Source organism: Microbacterium aquilitoris, from assembly GCF_031932285.1.
Classification (GTDB): domain Bacteria; phylum Actinomycetota; class Actinomycetes; order Actinomycetales; family Microbacteriaceae; genus Microbacterium; species Microbacterium aquilitoris.
This window is the reverse complement of the sequence record NZ_JAUZVT010000003.1, coordinates 106828-122866: the sequence shown is the minus strand read 5'-3', so window position 1 is coordinate 122866 and position 16039 is coordinate 106828. Positions and strand designations below refer to the sequence as shown.

At 65.5% G+C, this 16039-nt stretch carries 15 protein-coding genes; 5 read left to right on the top strand and 10 right to left on the bottom strand.

Annotated features, from left to right (window positions below):
* The first annotated feature begins 12 nt into the window (after positions 1-12).
* Complete coding sequence (locus Q9S78_RS14120) at positions 13-156, top strand: hypothetical protein (RefSeq protein WP_311870825.1); 144 nt, start codon at positions 13-15, stop codon at positions 154-156.
* A gap of 21 nt (positions 157-177) precedes the next feature.
* On the opposite strand, the gene Q9S78_RS14115 is transcribed toward Q9S78_RS14120, so the two are convergent.
* The 3 genes from Q9S78_RS14115 to Q9S78_RS14105 form a co-directional block, all read right to left on the bottom strand.
* Complete coding sequence (locus Q9S78_RS14115; RefSeq protein WP_311870824.1) at positions 178-1986, bottom strand: hypothetical protein; 1809 nt, start codon at positions 1984-1986, stop codon at positions 178-180.
* A gap of 80 nt (positions 1987-2066) precedes the next feature.
* Positions 2067-3218 carry an acyltransferase family protein gene (locus Q9S78_RS14110; RefSeq protein ID WP_311870822.1) on the bottom strand — a complete coding sequence of 384 codons (1152 nt, stop codon included), beginning with the start codon at positions 3216-3218 and terminating at the stop codon, positions 2067-2069.
* 160 nt (positions 3219-3378) lie between these two features.
* Entirely contained in the window at positions 3379-3549 is a 171-nt protein-coding gene (locus tag Q9S78_RS14105) for a CsbD family protein (protein ID WP_018187284.1), read from the bottom strand.
* A gap of 190 nt (positions 3550-3739) precedes the next feature.
* Between Q9S78_RS14105 and Q9S78_RS14100 the strand changes: the two genes are divergently transcribed.
* Positions 3740-5203, top strand: coding sequence for a glutamate-cysteine ligase family protein (locus Q9S78_RS14100; protein WP_311870820.1), 1464 nt, complete (start codon positions 3740-3742; stop codon positions 5201-5203).
* Between the two features lie 292 nt (positions 5204-5495).
* Positions 5496-6722 carry a hypothetical protein gene (locus tag Q9S78_RS14095; RefSeq protein ID WP_311859663.1) on the top strand — a complete coding sequence of 409 codons (1227 nt, stop codon included), beginning with the start codon at positions 5496-5498 and terminating at the stop codon, positions 6720-6722.
* A 62-nt stretch (positions 6723-6784) separates the two neighbouring features.
* Here Q9S78_RS14095 and Q9S78_RS14090 read toward each other — a convergent pair whose 3' ends face one another.
* Complete coding sequence (locus Q9S78_RS14090) at positions 6785-7024, bottom strand: hypothetical protein (protein ID WP_311870818.1); 240 nt, start codon at positions 7022-7024, stop codon at positions 6785-6787.
* A gap of 615 nt (positions 7025-7639) precedes the next feature.
* On the opposite strand from Q9S78_RS14090, the gene Q9S78_RS14085 reads away from it, so the two are divergent.
* The gene (locus Q9S78_RS14085; protein ID WP_311870817.1) at positions 7640-7864 is read left to right on the top strand and encodes a hypothetical protein; all 225 of its coding nucleotides are present in this window, start codon (positions 7640-7642) and stop codon (positions 7862-7864) included.
* 443 nt (positions 7865-8307) lie between these two features.
* On the opposite strand, the gene glmM is transcribed toward Q9S78_RS14085, so the two are convergent.
* The 3 genes from glmM to rplM are packed head-to-tail and all read right to left on the bottom strand — an operon-like array spanning position 8308 to position 10620.
* Positions 8308-9651 (bottom strand): phosphoglucosamine mutase, encoded by a 1344-nt coding sequence (gene glmM, locus Q9S78_RS14080; protein WP_311859670.1) that lies wholly within the window; start codon positions 9649-9651, stop codon positions 8308-8310.
* A gap of 7 nt (positions 9652-9658) precedes the next feature.
* Positions 9659-10144, bottom strand: a complete 486-nt coding sequence (gene rpsI / locus Q9S78_RS14075) for a 30S ribosomal protein S9 (protein WP_020098671.1) — start codon at positions 10142-10144, stop codon at positions 9659-9661.
* Positions 10145-10173: 29 nt separating this feature from the next.
* On the bottom strand, positions 10174-10620 hold the full coding sequence (gene rplM, locus Q9S78_RS14070; protein ID WP_018187296.1) for a 50S ribosomal protein L13: 447 nt from the start codon (positions 10618-10620) through the stop codon (positions 10174-10176).
* 527 nt (positions 10621-11147) lie between these two features.
* Here rplM and Q9S78_RS14065 point away from each other — a divergent pair.
* Positions 11148-12401 carry a phosphatidylglycerol lysyltransferase domain-containing protein gene (locus tag Q9S78_RS14065; protein WP_311870814.1) on the top strand — a complete coding sequence of 418 codons (1254 nt, stop codon included), beginning with the start codon at positions 11148-11150 and terminating at the stop codon, positions 12399-12401.
* An 87-nt stretch (positions 12402-12488) separates the two neighbouring features.
* On the opposite strand, the gene Q9S78_RS14060 is transcribed toward Q9S78_RS14065, so the two are convergent.
* Genes Q9S78_RS14060 through Q9S78_RS14050 form a run of 3 tightly spaced genes read right to left on the bottom strand, consistent with a single transcriptional unit; the run spans position 12489 to position 16026 of the window.
* Positions 12489-13553: a glycosyltransferase gene (locus tag Q9S78_RS14060; protein ID WP_311859677.1), complete on the bottom strand. Its 1065-nt coding sequence runs from the start codon at positions 13551-13553 to the stop codon at positions 12489-12491.
* The gene (locus Q9S78_RS14055; protein WP_311870811.1) at positions 13550-15457 is read right to left on the bottom strand and encodes a glycosyltransferase; all 1908 of its coding nucleotides are present in this window, start codon (positions 15455-15457) and stop codon (positions 13550-13552) included. The genes Q9S78_RS14060 and Q9S78_RS14055 overlap by 4 nt, the downstream gene beginning before the upstream one ends.
* Positions 15454-16026: an LbetaH domain-containing protein gene (locus tag Q9S78_RS14050; protein ID WP_311870809.1), complete on the bottom strand. Its 573-nt coding sequence runs from the start codon at positions 16024-16026 to the stop codon at positions 15454-15456. The genes Q9S78_RS14055 and Q9S78_RS14050 overlap by 4 nt, the downstream gene beginning before the upstream one ends.
* Between the last annotated feature and the right edge of the window lie 13 nt (positions 16027-16039).

Here is a 16039-nt window from a genome sequence, read left to right as displayed (position 1 = left end):
GGGAGGAAACCGATGTCGGGTCGTTCGTCGCACCGCCGTTCACGTCAGCGCTCCGCCCCGAACCCTCCCGGGCTGCGGTGGTGGGCGTATGCCGCTCTCATCGTGGTCGCCCTGGGGGCGATCATCCTCGTCATCGCCGCGCTGCTCGAGTACTGACGCCAGCCGGCGCGCGACACGTCAGCCGACGCGCGACGCGCGCGGGGCGCGACGCGCCCACCACGCGCGGCGGGGCAGCGCGATGATCGGCGCGGGGCTGGCCTCGCGCTCGGGGCGCAGCGGCACGGGCACTTCGAGGACGACGGCGTCGCCACGCTGGTAGATGCGCGCGCCGACACCGAGCACGCTGATGCCGCGCAGCTCGGGTCCGACGGCGGGCGTGCGGTCGAGCACCCCCGTCGACCACGTGCGGACGATGAGCGTGTCGCCGTCGACGTCGATCTCTACCCACACCTTCTTGGCGATGGAGTGCTTGATCGCGTTGACGAAGCCTTCGTTGACGATGGTCGCGACGCGACGCGACAGCGCCGGGTCGTCGAGCGCGGCCGCGGCGGCGGGCGAGATCTCGCTCGAGACGTCGAGGACCGACCGCCAGGTCGCCACGAGCTCGAACAGGTCTTCGTGGGCGCTCTGGACCGAACCCTCGAGGGCGGCGGAGTCGACTTCGGCGATGAAAGCGAGGACGGAGTCGAAGGCGGCATCCGTCTCTCGACGGAACGATTGCACGACCTCGGGCGTCGCCTCGTCTTCGTCGGCGGCGGCGGCCAGCAGGACGCAGCGGCCCTGGATGCGGCCGTGGAGGACGTGCGCGGCGTTCCGCAGGGGCCGGCGAGCCGACGCGGTCTTGGCGGTGAGGGTGCGGGCGACCATCGCGAGCACCACTTCGAGGCGGTGCGCGGTGTCGGCGGCTCGCGCGATCGCGTCGGTGCACGCGGCGAGCGCCAACGCAACGAGGGGCAGCGACGCGACAGGGACGAGCAGGGTGGGCTCGTTGGTGCCGATGAGCAGGCGCGCGACGACCGTCATGACGATCCCGGTCACGAACCAGACCGCGACGAGGATCCACCCGCGTCGGGCGCTCGTCCTCCCCCGGGCGAGCACCCGGACGGCGAGGTCGGCGCCCAGGGTCACGGGGATGCCGACGAGGATCGCCGCCAACGCGACCCAGGGTCCCGCGACGAGGTGCGTGTACGGGATCGCACCGAGCAGGAACACGAAGCCGGTGACGAAGTACGGCGCGGGTCGCAGCATCGTGAGGGCCGACCGCGGGGGCTGGACGGTCTCGTGGTCATCGTCGGTCGGGATGACGCGCAGGTCGAGCCCGGCGCGCTCCTCGAACCGGTGGCTGGCCGTACGGACCTCGTCGGCGTAGTCGCGGACGGCCGTGAAGTCGATGTCGCCGGCGAGCATCTCGTCGCGACGATGGCGGAGGTCGGAGATGACGGGGCCGAGCAGTTCGCGATTCTCGGATTCGAACCGCGCGAGCCGGCGGCGGCCGGCGGTGAGCGCGGCGATGGCGGCGGTGAGACGCCGGCGACTGCCGCGGGTCAGCTCGATCGAGCGGGAGGTCATCGCGATGATCGACAGGCCGGCGAGCCAGACGGCGACGTTCGAGACGATCCGCGCCGTCATGCCGGTCAGGTCGAAGACGCCGCCGTACACGAGGACGTACGCGCTTTCGTGGACGAAGGGCCGGGCGGCCGCGATGAGGACGACTGCGGTGAGGACGAGGATGCCGCGGTGCGCCGCGCGCGGCAGGCGGCGCTCGACGAGGGCCACCGGGATGAGCACGGCGACGAGCAGCGCCCAGGCGATCGCGGCTACGACCTCGACCCCGACGTACCCCGAGGGAGCGGAGATGTACTGGAACGGCGCCATCACGGTGAGGCAGACGATGAGGCTGATCCAGAGCGCGGGGCGCGTGAAGAAGGCGCGACTGGTGACGGCATCCCACCACACGTGGACGCCGAGACCGACTCGTTGATGCACAGCGAGTTCGGGTACCCGCCCAGCCTTCATGCTTCTCTCCCCAGAGGGGCCTGTCGGCCCGGCGACAGTCTAGCGGCGGGTCAGGCCTGGTGCGCTTGGATGTCGGGGGCGATCGGGGCGTGCGGCTGCGGGCGCTTCTTGGTGCGGGAGCGGACGAAGTCGCCGACTCGGCGCGAGAGCTTGTGACTGGGGATCTCGACGACCTTGAAGAAGACCCACGAGAGCGGGATCGATATGACGACGCTGACGAGGCCGGCGATGCGCAGGTTCTGGTCGCCGAACAGGTGGGCCATCGAAATGACGACGGGCTCGTGGACGAGGTAGAGGCTGAAGGAGATGAGCCCGAACCACTGCATGGCGCGGCTTTCGAGGAAGCGCCGGAAGATCGGAACGACGATCGCGGCGATGACGGCGATGGTGGCGCCGATGGTCGTCACCGCGTCGAACGGCTTCACGAGGGGGCGGAGCATCTCGAAGGGGCGGATGAGCCACGGGAAGATGAGCAGGATCGGCGCGCTGAGCAGCAGGAGCGCCTGGGTGCCGCGGCTGGGCTGCCACTTTCGGATGGTGGGCAGCCACGTGGCGATGACGACGCCGATGAGGAACATGGGCAGGTAGACGAGGGCGCGATTGCCGAGGCTGCTCGAGACGGCGATCCCGATGACGGCCGCGACGGCGAGGATCCAGTTGTAGCGGGCGAACCGCACCCCGAGGAAGACGAAGACGGGCAGCAGGAACGAGAAGGCGATCTCCCACTGCAGCGACCACAGCGGGCTGACGAGGTCGCCGGTGCCGAACAGCAGGGTCGCGTCGCCCCACAGGGCTTCGGGGCTGACGGCTTTGTCGGTGATGCCCAGCCAGGCGCTCTCCATCGCGGTGGTGCGCGGGATGATCAGCACCCAGCCGAGGTAGAGGATGATCGCGCCCCACACCGGCAGGTAGAGGCGCAGCAGGCGCTGCGGGTAGTACCCGACCCACGAGAAGTCGCGGCCCTGCTTGAGCACGGGAAGGGTGAGCACGACGCCGCTGAGGACGAAGAAGATGACGACGGCGCCCTGGCCGTCCCACAGAGTGTGCAGGGGGGTGTACGACAGGAGCTCGGGAAGTCCGTTCGCCGCTCGTCCCTCGAGGTAGGGCTCGGCGAACAGCGGGAACGTCAGCATGATGTGGTGCACCAGCACGATGAGCGCGGCCAGACCGCGCAGACCGTCGAGCGATGTCAGCCGTTTCATGGGTCTCCTGGGGCGTCCGTCGACGGCCGTGCACGACGAGAAGAGCAGGCGTCGACGTCGGGGGAACGTCGAGTGAAGTGTACGTGAACGCCCTTCGCGCCCCCTGGTGACACGACGAACGCCCGGGTCCACGAGGGGCCCGGGCGTTCGGTGTGATGGCTTACTTGAACGCGTCCTTGACGTTCTCGCCGGCCTGCTTGAGGTTGGCAGAAGCCTGGTCCTTGTGGCCTTCGGCTTCGAGGTTCTCGTTGTCGGTCGCCTTGCCGGCGCCCTCCTTGCCCTTGCCGGTGAGGTCCTGGGCGGCGTTCTTGATCTTGTCGTCGAGTCCCATGATCTGGTCCTTCCGTCGATCGTTCCCGGGATCGGTGCGCCCCGGGTTCCCCGACGCTACGTCTGGTGTGGTCGACAGGTGAGGGGGTGGTGCTTTCGCATGCGATGGGTTAGTCGCGTGGAGTTTCGGCACGATGCCGGGCTTGTCAACCGCCCGGGGTGCGCGCCCGGTGCCGACCTAGGGTGGCGGGGTGGGAGAAACAGTCGAGTCGCAGGAGATCACCGGGGCCGATCGCACCCGTCATCGCGAAAAGATCCGTCAGAATCTCGACGTTTTCGAACGGATGCTGAGTGAGTCGCGGTTCGAGGCGGATGACCCGATGACGGGTCTCGAGCTCGAACTGAACCTCGTCGACGAGGTCGGCGACCCGGCGATGCGCAACGAGCAGGTGCTGCGTGCGATCCCGGATCCGGCGTTCGTGAGCGAGCTCGGCCGGTTCAACGTGGAGATCAACGTCCCGCCGGCGCGGTTGCGCAGCGGCGGCCTGAGCACGTTCGAGAGCGGGATGCGGCAACAGCTGAACGACGCCGAGGAGCGCGCGTCGGAGCAGGGTGCGCATCTGATGATGATCGGCATCCTGCCGACCCTGGCCGATCGGCACATGAGTCGTAGTGCGCTGAGCGCCGACCCCCGGTACAGCATGCTGAACGAGCAGGTGCTCGACGCGCGCGGTGAGGACATCGTCATCTCGATCGCGGGTCAGGAGCAGCTGGACACGACGGCGGATTCGATCGTTCCCGAGGCGGCGTGCACGAGCACGCAGTTCCACGTGCAGACGGCGCCCGCGGAGTTCGCGGCGTATTGGAATGCGTCGCAGGCGATCGCCGGCGCGCAGCTCGCGCTGGCGGCGAACTCGCCGTACCTGTTGGGGCGCGAGTTGTGGCGCGAGACGCGCATCGCTCTGTTCGAGCAGGCGACCGACACCCGCAGCGAGGAGCTGAAGGCGCAGGGCGTGCGGCCGCGGGTGTGGTTCGGCGAGCGGTGGATCACGTCGGTGTTCGACCTCTTCGAAGAGAACGTGCGCTACTTTCCGGCGCTGCTGCCGATCATCGACGATGAGGATCCGCTCGAGGTGCTCGAGTCGGGCGGGGTGCCGTCGCTGGCCGAGCTGAAGTTGCACAACGGCACGGTGTACCGCTGGAACCGTCCCGTGTACGACGTGGCCGACGGCGTGCCGCACCTGCGGGTGGAGAACCGCATCCTCGCCGCCGGTCCGACGGTGGCCGACACCGTGGCGAACGCCGCCTTCTACTTCGGTCTCGTGCGCGCGCTGGCCGAGAGCGAGCGCCCGGTGTGGTCTCAGATGTCGTTCGGCACCGCGCGGGAGAACTTCCAGTCGGCCGCGCGCCTGGGCATCGACGCTCGACTGTCGTGGCCGGGCGTCGGCCGGGTGCCGGCGACCGAGCTGGTGCGGGACACCCTGCTGCCGCTCGCACACGAAGGTCTCGCGGCGTGGGGTGTCTCTGACGAGGAACGCGAGCGGTACCTCGGCATCATCGAGCAACGGTGCGTGACGAAGACGAATGGTGCGGAGTGGTTCGCCCGCAAGATGCGCGCCCGCGAGGGCATGGAACGCTTCGACGCATTGCGCGCCACCCTGCTCGAGTACCAGCAGGCGATGCACACGAACGAGCCGGTGCACACCTGGAAGTAGGGATGCCGGTCAGCCGCGGACGACTGCGGCGAGCCGCGGTCAGCGGAGACAAACCTGTCGTTCGGGCTGACCGAAGCTGAGTGCGTTCACGAGTCTCGACGGCGCTGATGGACAGGCCTTGGCCGTGAGAACAAGCTTCGTCAGGATGAGTTATCGCGATCGCCGCTCGGCGTCGTCGTCCGGGCCTACTACTTATGCGTTCGTTCGGGCGGAGGCGACAGGGCCGGAAACAGGCGTCCGGTATGCTCGCGCGCATGGACTGGATCTCGCGACTCGCCTGGCGCTTCGCGTGGTGACGCGGACACTCCTGAAGACCGATCCGCGAGCCGTCCCCAGGTTCATGCGGGTAGCGCTTTACGCGATTTTGCTGGTCGGAGCACTCGCCAGCATTCCCGTCATTGGTGGATACTCGCCGATCCCGGTCGGCACCTTGCTAGATGCCTGGATCATCCTCTTCATCCTCGTGTCTATCGCGCGGGGCAGGACGTACCCGATCGTGCTGCTGTTCTTCTTGGTCGGCTATCTACTAATGAGGGTCGTCCCCGCTCTCGTGGCCGAGGCGCCCATGGTCGACTTTCTGCAGGCTTACCGCTGGGTGCTCTACTTGATCGCGTTCGCCTTCGCCGTCGGGCGTCGGTGGGGGTCTCTGGTCGGGCTCAAGCGCGTGACGTGGCTGCTCTTGGCCATGTCGCTCGCGAAGTCGCTACTCACGATCGTGACGTTCGGGCCCACCGCTCGGTCGGGGTTGCTCATCGAGAACAACTTCGAACTGGCTCTCTTCTCCGGGCTGCTAATCATCATCTACCGGGAGCTGTCGGGTCGCGCGCGTTTCTGGACGATCGCGCTTCTCGCCGCTGTCGTCGTCGTCTCCGGCTCGCGCAGCGGGGCAATCGTGTTCGCGATCGCCGTGGTCTACGCCGTGAGCCAGGCGAAGGGCGCTGGCCTGCTACGCCGCTACTTCATCGGGCTGAGCGTGCCCGTCATCATCTATTTTGTCGCTCAGGTCTTCGAGAGCCGCGCGCTCGTCGCGGGCATCGACAGACTCAACTTCCTCACCGTCTTCCTGGCAGAGACCCGCGACTGGGACATCCTCACCTGGCTGTTCGGAACCCCGCCGCTCACCGCTCTGAGCTCCAACGGGTGCAACTCGCTCGCGTTCTACGTGAACCTCTTCGCGTCGACCGAAGACGGCTCGTGCTACTCCGTCATCCTCCACGCCTTCATTCTGCGAGTGGTCTTCGACGCCGGGATCTTCGGTCTACTCCTCGCCGTGATCGTGACGTTCTACACCCTGAAGAAGAGCGGCGCGAGCGGGTGGATGACTCTGACCATCGCGGGCGTGATGGTCGCCAACAGCTTCTCCGTCAGCGGCCTGAACAGCCCATACGTCGGGCTGGTCATCCTGCTGGCGATCACCACGTGCACACCCCGAACCGAGCTGCGCGGGCCTAGCGTCTTCGACCGATCAGGCCACCGAGGCGAACGGCGTCGCAGTCCGGTCGAACCATCCTGGGCATGAGCCGCCGGTATTCCACGTCGCAGTCGCGGTCATGACTCCTGCGGGCGTCGGGTCCGAGACTGTCAGCCCGTTGATGACCCTGTGCCAGCAGCCCATTCGACCGTTCCCAGCAGCAGCTGCGCGACGATCGTGTCGTTCGACCGGTCACCGGAGTAGCAGACGAGCGACGGCTCCCACCCGGCGTGGTCGAGGCTGCCCTGCATCTTGGCGCAGAGCGTGACCAGGTACACGCCGGGGCCGGGAAACGTGATCCTTACCGCGTCAGTCATTGGTGGTGCGCTCGACGCGGCGTTGTTGTTCACGCGAGTAGTCGCATTGAGCGCCGGAGGGGTGAGAACGGGAACGGGGACCCAGCCATCAGAGACCTCCTGCGATCAGCGCTTGCAGCGCGGTGGCGAGACGGATGCCGTGGTAGATCAGCCCGGACGGGAAGTCTGCGAGCGTGGTCGCTGACCCGGCGTGCAGGCGGGCCTAGCCGATGTAGATGTCGGCGCTGCCGTCTCCGGTCGGAGCGGTCTTCGACCCGGTCCCGGTAATTTACAGCGTTCCCGAGCGGACGAGGGCGCCGCTCGGCGCGTAGACGTTGCCTGTGCTCATGTCCGATGTACCGGGTGCCCTTCGCCGCGGCAGCTGCGCGCAAGAGAGCGGACTTCGTCCCGACGGTGGTGCTAAGTGGGGCTTCGGGCCCGCAGATGACCGGGATCGTCTTCGGGGAGCCCGCGTGGACGGCGTCGATCCAGCTCTCGACCGCGGCTTGCAGTCCGGTTGTGCCGTCGTTGACCCCACCGAACCAGACGAGGATGGTGGGGTTGTTCGCGAGGATGGCTGGCAGGCGTACGGACCCGGCGTAGACCTGCTTTCCAGCACCTCCGGCCTGGTCGTTGAGCCACCCGGTGCCGGCGGAGCCGTTCACGACGATGGCCGTGCCGAGCATCCGCGCGCAGGTCGGGGCGATGCCGTCGATGCCTCCGGAGCCGATGTGCGAGTCACCCTCCACGGCGAACGTGATCGGCGCGAGGGCGACAGCGGAGACCGTGTCGATGGGGCTGGTGGTGATCGACTTGATGGCGAACCCGCCGCCGTGCTCGATCGTGATGCGACGCATCCGGCGGGTGCCGAAGTTGACACGCATGCGCAACTGAGCCCCGGATGCCGCATCACCAGCCGTGCCCGGGAGAGGGGTCACCCACCCGCCGTTGACGGCTATGCGGTAGGCAGGGCTCGACGTGCCCTGGTAGACGACCTCGAACAGGGGCGCGTCGGTGTCGAAAGTGAGGATGCACGGGGGCAGCTCATTGCCGACGACGGCCGAGTTGATGTATTCGCCGGCTGTCGCGGGGTTGCGGTAGTCGGTCCCCGAGGTGACGCCGCGGAATCCGGCAGCACCTTGGATTGGGAAGTTGCCACCGCCGATGTTCTTCTCGACGGGGCTCGTGATGGTCGATGGGCCGTTGTTCGCGCTGTAGGAGATCGTGGGACCAGCGGTCGCGATCGGGAGGAACGCGCGCGACGGGTCACGGTTGAGAAGGTCCGCCAGGAGGGTGCGGGTGGCTTCGTCGATCTTGGCAGAGAGTACGGGCTGAGCCTAGCCGCGAACGACCGCCGCGAGCCGCTCGCCCACCCGCTGTGCGTCCTCTTCCGAGGCCGCTTCGACCATGACGCGCACGAGCGGTTCGGTCCCTGACGGGCGCAGCAGCACCCGGCCGGAATCGCCGAGCTCTGCCTCAGCTGCGGCGACGGCTTCGAGCACATCGGGGTCGGTCGAGCGCGAACGTTCGACGCCCTTCACGTTGATGAGCACCTGCGGGAAGACGGTCATGACCTTCGCGAGCTCTGACAGCGGCTTGCGCTGACGCGCAACCTCCGCGGCGAGGTGCAGGCCCGTGAGCACACCGTCACCGGTGGTGGCGTACTCGCTCATGATGACGTGGCCGCTCTGCTCACCGCCGAGCGAGTAGCCGCCTTCGTTCATACGCTCGAGGACGTAGCGGTCGCCGACAGCGGTGGTTTCGAGGTGGATGCCGTTGGCCGCCATCGCGCGGTGCAACCCGAGGTTGCTCATCACGGTCGCGACGAGGGTGTCGTCGTGCAGCAGTCCGCGTTGTTTCATCGACACGGCGAGGATCGCCATGATCTGGTCGCCGTCAATGATGCGGCCGTCGGCGTCGACGGCGAGGCAGCGGTCAGCGTCGCCGTCATGGGCGATGCCGAGGTCGGCGCCGGTGCGGAGCACTTCGGCGACGAGCACGTCGAGGTGGGTGGAGCCGAGGCCTTCGTTGATGTTGAGGCCGTTGGGGTCGGCGCCGATGACGGTGACCTTGGCTCCGGCATCGCGGAAGGTCTCGGGCGAGACGCCGGATGCGGCGCCGTGGGCGCAGTCGAGGACGACGTGCAGGCCGCGCAGGCTGGTGCGCAGCGACGCGAGCAGGTGCACGACGTAGCGGTCTTCGGCGTCGGCGAAGCGGCTGATGCGGCCGACCGCTCCCCCGGTGGGGGCGAGCTTCGGGCCGGTCATCGCTTCTTCGATGCGCTGTTCGACGACGTCGGGCAGCTTGACGCCGCCGCGCGCGAAGATCTTGATGCCGTTGTCGGGCGCCGGGTTGTGCGAGGCCGAGATCATGACGCCGAAGTCGGCGTCGATGTCGCCGACGAGGAAGGCGGCGGCCGGGGTCGGCAGAACGCCGGCGTCGAGCACGTCAACGCCGGACGAGGCGAGACCTGCGGCGACGGCCGCGCTCAGGAAGTGGCCCGACACCCGGGGGTCGCGCGCGACGACAGCGGTGAGGCGCTTGCCGGCGGCTTTGCGTGCGTTCGCGATACGACCCTGGCCCAGGACGACAGCGGTCGCCTGGGCCAGGGTGAGCGCGAGATCGGCGGTGAGGGGGCCGTTTGCGAGGCCCCGCACACCGTCGGTCCCGAACAGTGCCATCGAAGGATTAACGCTTCGAGTACTGAGGAGCCTTACGCGCCTTCTTGAGACCAGCCTTCTTGCGCTCCTTGACGCGAGCGTCACGGGAGAGGAAGCCGGCCTTCTTGAGGGTCGGGCGGTTGTTCTCTTCGTCGATCTGGTTCAGCGACCGCGCGATGCCGAGGCGCAGGGCGCCGGCCTGGCCCGAGGGGCCACCACCCGAAATGCGGGCGATCACGTCGTAGCCACCGGCGAGGCCGAGGACCGTGAACGGGTCGTTGATCAGCTGCTGGTGCAGCTTGTTGGGGAAGTAGTCCTCGATCGTGCGGCCGTTCACCGTGATGGTGCCCGAGCCGGGGACGAGACGCACGCGGGCGATGGCCTGCTTGCGGCGGCCGACAGCGGCACCGGGGACGGAGAGGACGGGACGGACCGGGGCAGCCTCAGCGGCGGCCGGGGTCTCGGTCGAGTAGTTCTCGGGGGTCTGGTCGAGGGAGTCAGCGATCTTCGCCATCAGATAATCCTTGTTCTTCTCGGCGGCGCTTACTGGGCGACCTGGTCGAAGGTGTACGTGGTGGGCTGCTGGGCAGCGTGGGGGTGCTCAGCACCGCGGTAGACCTTCAGCTTCGTCAGCTGCTGACGACCCAGGCTGTTCTTGGGGAGCATGCCGCGGACGGCCTTCTCCACAGCGCGAACCGAGTTCTTCTCGAGGAGCTCGGCGTAGGTGACCGACTTGAGGCCGCCCGGGTAACCCGAGTGGCGGTAGGCCTTCTTCTGCTCGAGCTTCTGGCCGGTGAGGGCCACCTTGTCGGCGTTGATGATGATCACGAAGTCGCCGGTGTCGACGTGGTTCGCGAACGTGGGCTTGTGCTTGCCGCGCAGGAGCGTGGCAGCGTGCGAGGCGAGGCGGCCGAGGACGACGTCGGATGCGTCGATGACCACCCACTCGCGGGTGATCTCACCAGCCTTGGGCGTGTAAGTGCGCGTCACAGTAGTGCTGCTTTCATAGATTCGAACGGAGGAGTTCGTGAATCCCACTCCGGGGTGGTTCGCTCGGGATGCCGGTCGAACACGCCAGTGGAGGGCTCACGTTCGCGGTGCGAGGCCAGCAGGGCGCAGGCACCAAAGAATGACTCTACCACGACCGGACTCGCACAGAACCGGGAATCAGGTTCGGCGGCCTCCGGTAGTTTACGTAGCCGACTTCCGCGCTGGATATGATCCGCGGGTGAGTGAGTCGCAGGCGTCTGTTGAACCAGGGCTGGCGATCGCAGTGGCCGAACGGACAGTCGCACTCGCCGAAACCGGCTTCATTTGATGGCCGCGTTACGGAACCTGCTCAAGTGCCCATCTCACCTCAATTCGTCGCAGTCGGGCGGCGATGCTGGCTTGCGTAACCCCGGCGCCGGACCGAAAGTCGAGCAAGACGTGATCCCGACGAAGACGGCGCCAGCTCTATACGCGAGCAGCATCCCCCTCACGTCGTCGCTACGCTTGAGAACACAGCCGACATCGTGGTGGCCGAGAAGCTCGGATCAGGGGAGCGCCTGTTGATGTCGAGAATCTCAGCAGTGATGGGCTTCTTTCTCGTGCCCGCATTCTCGGTGGTCACTCCTCTCCTAGCGATTCCCGCAATCACCGCGATGTACGGAGCTACTGGTTGGTCGGCCGTAGCGGTCGGTCTGGCGATCGGCGCCATTGCATCAACCGTGATCGAACTCGGCTGGGGCTGGAATGGGCCCGCCCGAGCCGCCCGCGCGTCGCCGAGCGCGCTCCCGCGGGTGTGGGCAACCGCTCTAATGACAAGATCGGCTGCGGCGCTGGTTGCAACACCGCCCGCAGCATTGCTTGCTTACTACCTGGCGCCTGGGCACCAAGTCACGGCCCTGCTGACGGCCATCGGCACCAGCCTCATCGGCCTAAGTCCGAGTTGGCTATATATAGGCCTCGGCCGACCATGGAGCCTCATAACGATCGAGATGGTTCCGCGAGCTCTTGGCGCAGCCACCGCCGCAGTCATGATCTACGCCTCTCAGCCACTGATCTTTTACCCTCTGATCGCCGTCGTCGCCCCCGCCCTCATTACTCAATGCCTAACGTTGGCGCAGATTCGCGCGGGCCGAGCTTCCTTCCGAGGCGTAACCCATCGGAGGGTCCTGCACGCCATCCGGCGACAGCGGAAAATCGCTCTGGCGCGCATAGCGAGTAGCGTCTACACCCAATCACCCGTCGTGATCGTGACAGCGGTCGCGTCTGTCGGCACGGCAGCCGCGTACGCAGCAGGAGATCGACTGATGCGGATGACGCTTACTGGTCTCGCGCCGGTGCCCAGCATTAGTCAGAGGTGGGTCAACTCTCCGCCCGAGACAGCAGAACGCTGGCGACGCGCAAAGCTGGCCATCGGAGCAAACGCGGCCGTCGGCGGCCTCGTTGGCCTCGTATTCGCTCTGTGCTCACCACTCCTGTTGAGCATCATATTTTCGGGGGTTGTCGGCGTCACAGCTTTTCAGGCGCTGCTGATCGGGGCGATCATTCTGGTCGTATGCACAAGCCGAGCGACCGGTGGTCTCGGCCTGGTCGTTATCTCGGGGGACCGAGCACTGCTGACAAGCGCGCTGGTTGGCGCTGCTTCGGGCATCTTGACCATCCCACTACTCACATTGTGGTTCGGAACAGATGGCGCATTCATCGGAGTACTGACTTCCGAATCGGCGGTCCTTTTGACTCAGTTCATCACTCTCCGAACACACACGCGCCGCACAGGAAATTGATTCGACCAGTCCCACCCCGGCGTACAGGTCTTGCGGACTAGAAACAGCGAACCACGCGCCTGTATTTTCGTGCCGTGCACGCGAGAGTTACTTAGCCCCCCGCACCACGGCGTCCTCGCAAGCTCGTCGAAAGTCATCCATCACCGAAGACACTTCGAAGACAGCGAGTGCGCGTTGTCGAGCCATCTCACCCATGGAACTGCGACGACTTTTCTCCCGCACCGACCTGAGACTTGCAACCAGAGCGTCTTCGTCATCGGGCAGGAAAAGTTCTCCTGAACCCCCTAGCGCCCACCGAATGGGTGGGAGGTCCGCAGCCACTACTGCCCTACCCGCGACCATTGCGTCCATGAGCTTCGCGGGAAGTTGCAGCCGCGAGATCCCTCCAGAACCGGTGCTTGGAATGACAACAACGTCGGCCCCTTGAACTAGCCGAAGTCCCGCTTCGAGATCTGTTGTTCCAACAAACGACTCCCACGGCTGAGCGTCTTCCGGCGGCTCATCCGTGATGACCAGTTCGAACCCCTCACCCTGCACGCGAGAGAGGGCCGCTCGCAACAGCGGTAGCCCTTTATGAGCACGAACTGTGCCGACAAAGACGACACGGACAGGCGCTTCGCGCTGGGCGCCGCCCACCCCGAAATCGAGTCGCGCGTGCGGAATTATCGTGCCACCGTGTAGGCGCTGCAATTCAGGATTACTTACGATCTTGGGGAACGATCGCGACGCACGGCGCAACTTCCAAGCCCGCCAGTAATTACGCGGCCTGAAAGTAGCCTTCGCCAACTGCCTCAACCGGCTGTGCACGGACATCCACGCCTCTAGATCCGGATCGTCAATATCGAGCAGAACCCGGGCGTTCGTTAGCTTGTGCAACTTGAGGACTTCACCGAAAGATGCAGGCAGAGGCTTCACCGCCACCAACAGATCACGCGACTCAGCTACATCCGCCAACGTCGGCCTGCCTTCGAGGCCGTCCGCGAGAACACAGGCCTCCGCGAATGGGGAGTGCCGCAACGGACGCCAGATCTCTCCACCACGGGTGGAGATCACTTGGCTGTCCCAGCCGAGCCGCTCCGCGATAAGCCACAGCGCGAATGCTCTCCCAACGGAGTTGTCGGAGAAGGTCGATACGACGAGGCCGATCCTCATGAAACCAGGTCGATCTGTTCAGTCCACTTCCGCGCAACTGAATTCCACGAGAATCGCTCGCGGACAAATGACCGTGCCGCAGCCGAGCTTACGTCGTGGTCCTGCATGAGTTTCTCAACAGCGTCGGCCGCCGCTTGCACGTCAAAAGACGCGGCGTAGCCAGCTGGCAAGGAAATGGATGCGACTGAGGCGACCTGATCAGTCACGACGACCGGGACACCGTGGGCGAGGGCTTCGACCGGACCGAACCCGAAGTTTTCGTCCTCGCTGGGAGCTAGGAGAACATGCGTGTTCAGGAGAAGATCCGTCTTGGCCGCGCCATACACGGGCCCTGCGAATTGCACACTGGAGGCGACCCCCAAGGACTTCGCCCTCTCTCGCAACGCGTGGACGATGTCGGAGCCACCATCTCCCGCGATGGTTAGACGCACCGGACGTCCCCTTCGAACAAGCTCGGCATGAACGTCGATGGCACGATCGATTCGCTTTTTCGACGCGATTCGAGACAGAGTGAGCAACCTCCATGCACTTTCATCCCGGTCACCTAGACGGTCGGGCACTTCCACGCCAGCACCCACGACAGCGATCTCTCGCGAGGGACCCTCCGCTTCCGCCATCTCAGAAGGGGTCGCGACAACAAACTTGACTGATCGATTAATCAGCCGCCCAAACAGTTTATTGAAGACCCTCTTTTGGGAACGCGACCGCTGCTCTTGATAGCTGGTTAGTGATCCGTGAGGCATGAGGAGGATGCCCTTACGAAGGAAGCGACCAATCAAAACCACGATCGGAACCCACGGAAGGTAGTAACCGTGGATGATCCAAACATCCGAGGCGATAGCCGTTCGAATGCCAGCGATCGAAAGCATCCCGAGCGGCTTGTATTTTGGCGCGCGGTTCGCCGCCACCGCATCGTCAAACGTGGAAAGGCCCCCCGACGCCCGACGCACCAACAACTGCGTCGCAACCCCGTCGGCATTCAGTGCAATATTCACTTCCAATGCGTGATGCGCAGGACCGCCGTCCCCTCGATCCAGGGTGTTAGCCAACTGTATTACACGGATTCGCTCACCCTGCGCCGCCGCAAGTTCCCGACTCTTCACTCCGATCTGCCAGTAGTACATCGACAGCGCCACCGCATAATCGAATCCCGCCCGCCCGTCACGGAACCCCATCCGGACGACGTACGCGTAAACGAAGAAAAGCGCGGGCTTGAATGGCACCGCGTCAAATACGCGACCCTTCGCCGTTCGCTTGCTCGCAATTTCTGTACGGAGCTTCCGGTTCTGTGAAAGGTGCGCCTCCCAATCTGAATATCGATTGTGCCTTGCGAACCAACTCGACACCGGATCACGGTCGTCGTGGACCAGGCGAGCCTTCAGCTGACCTATGCGGCGGTCGGCGACTGGCTGATAGTGCCCTTCCACCTCGCGAATACCGGGAGCATTCAAGTCATCGATCACGGGGAAACGCGCAAAGTCTTTATGCAGCAGTGAACGCTTGGTGACGACGTGACCGTGGCGAAGAATCCTGCCCGCGAAGCGATATGAAAGGTGAATATCGAACGCCGAGTAAGAAGTGCTGCTGAGGACAGCCTGCATGCCAGATAGTTCTTCGATCAACGCGTCGGACGGGTACTCATCTGCATCGAGGAGCAAGACCCAATCATTTCGCACGCCAGCGTTCTCGAGCGCCCACTGCTTCTTTTTCGGGTATGTCCCGTCCCAGCGGAACTGGACGACTCGCGCACCGGCGGACTCCGCGATGTCTACCGTTCGGTCTTCGCTATCGGAATCGACGATCACCACCTCGTCGAAGGCTCGGAGCCTGCCGAGAGTGTGGCCGATTCCAGCCTCCTCGTTTTTCGTCAGCACGATCACCGAGAGGAAGTCGATCTTCTTCATACGTTGCCGCCGTTCCCGAAGCGCGTCCCGCACTTCTCGATAGGGCTCCCGCCCCAGATTTCCCCTGGCGGCACAGAGACACCGTCCACCAGCGTGAGAGGCCGGATCAAAGCCGATCGTCCGATCCTCGACCCGCCCAGGACCACACATCGACTCGTTACCCACGCACCGTCATCAATCGCCACGGGCTTAGTCACGAGAGCCATGTCCGACCGGTGCCTGTGGCTGCCAGTTGTGACGAATGCATCCTGCGAAATGACGGCATCTGACCCGACGTCGACCTGGTCCTGATTGTGGAACCACACGCCTTCACCGATCCACGAGCGATCCCCGATGCTCAGCTTCCAGGGGAACTTCACTCGGGTCCGCGGCCGGAAGACAACGCCTCGCCCGATCTGTGCGCCGAAGGCCCGCAGAACCCGCACCCGCAGCTCTGAGCTGATCTGCCAGGGGTTCGTGACGAACAACAGCTCGCACACGGCCCAGAGGTAGACGACCCACGCCGGCCGATCCCACGCCGCACGCTCACCAGGGGCCTTCGAGAGATCGATTACCGGGATGTCAGACATCGTCCACCTTCCG